General features: G+C 63.8%; 1 protein-coding gene and 1 pseudogene. Both read right to left on the reverse strand.

What is annotated here, in order from left to right; genetic code table 11:
• Positions 1 to 234, reverse strand: a pseudogene (locus BQ7483_RS01250) (LTA synthase family protein); the annotation flags it as partial.
• 172 nt (positions 235 to 406) lie between these two features.
• Positions 407 to 1,077 (reverse strand): ABC transporter ATP-binding protein (locus tag BQ7483_RS01255; RefSeq protein ID WP_139247505.1); only part of this gene is annotated, 671 nt, incomplete at its 5' end.

Raw genomic sequence — 1,077 nt, forward strand, 5'->3', positions numbered from 1 at the left:
CCCCCGCCCCAGCGTCCAGGCGGATGCCACGAAGAACGGGCCGGGCAGGGCCGAGAGGTACCCCGCCAGCGAGAGGTCGAGCGGCAGGCCGTGCCACATGACCCGCAGCCAGTCGGTCCATGCCACGTCGGCATAGAGCGACGCATGTACCGCCATGAACAGCGGTTTCTGTACCACAAACAGGAGGACAAACAGCACGTAGGTCCTGACCAGGCCGATGAGACGTTCTTTCATTGCTTTTTCTTTCGTTTCGGGGTTACGGGGTGACGGCTACAAAAATAGTCGTTTCCACCGAAACCGCCAAACGCAGGCACGCCGCAAGGAGGCAAATGGGGTGCATCTGTTTGTGAAAATTAGTTAATCAGCTGAGCTGCATGCCGTTGCAAGCCCGTTTTCACCTCCCTGCTCAGTGCACTTTCTTCAGGTAGAGGCGGTGGGTGATGGTGGCGGGCAGCTCTTCGGCATAGTGGGTCACCATGACGAGCGTCTTGTCGCGGCGGTGGCAGAAGGCCTCGATGACGGCCTTCACGCGGCGGCGGTTGTACGTGTCGAGGCCGTGCAGGGGTTCGTCCAGGATGAGCAGTTCGGGGTCCTTGACGAAGGCGCGCGCCAGCAGGCACAGGCGCTGCTCGCCGCTGCTCAGCTGGAGGAAGGGACGGTCGCGCAGGTCGCCGATGCCGAAGATGTCCATCCACTCCACGCACACGTCCAGCTCCTCGGGGCGCGGGCGCTTGTACAGGCCGATGCTGTCGTGCAGGCCGCTGGCCACAATCTCCACCGCGGGCAGGTTCTTCAGGTAGGCGCGGTGCATCTCGGGGCTGACGTAGCCGATGTGCTTCTTGATTTCCCAGATGCTCTCTCCCGAGCCGCGCTTGCGTCCGAAGAGGCTGATGTCGCAGGCATACGACTGGGGATTGTCGGCGCAGACGAGGCTCAGCAGGGTGGACTTGCCCGCGCCGTTCTCGCCGCCCAGGGCCCACTTCTCGCCGCGGCGCACCGTCCAGTCGAGGTCGCGCAGGATAGTGCGGTCGCCGTAGCGGATGCTCACGCCGTTGAGGCGCACCACCTCGTCGGAGT

It is taken from the genome of Mediterranea massiliensis (assembly GCF_900128475.1).
GTDB lineage: Bacteria > Bacteroidota > Bacteroidia > Bacteroidales > Bacteroidaceae > Bacteroides > Bacteroides massiliensis_E.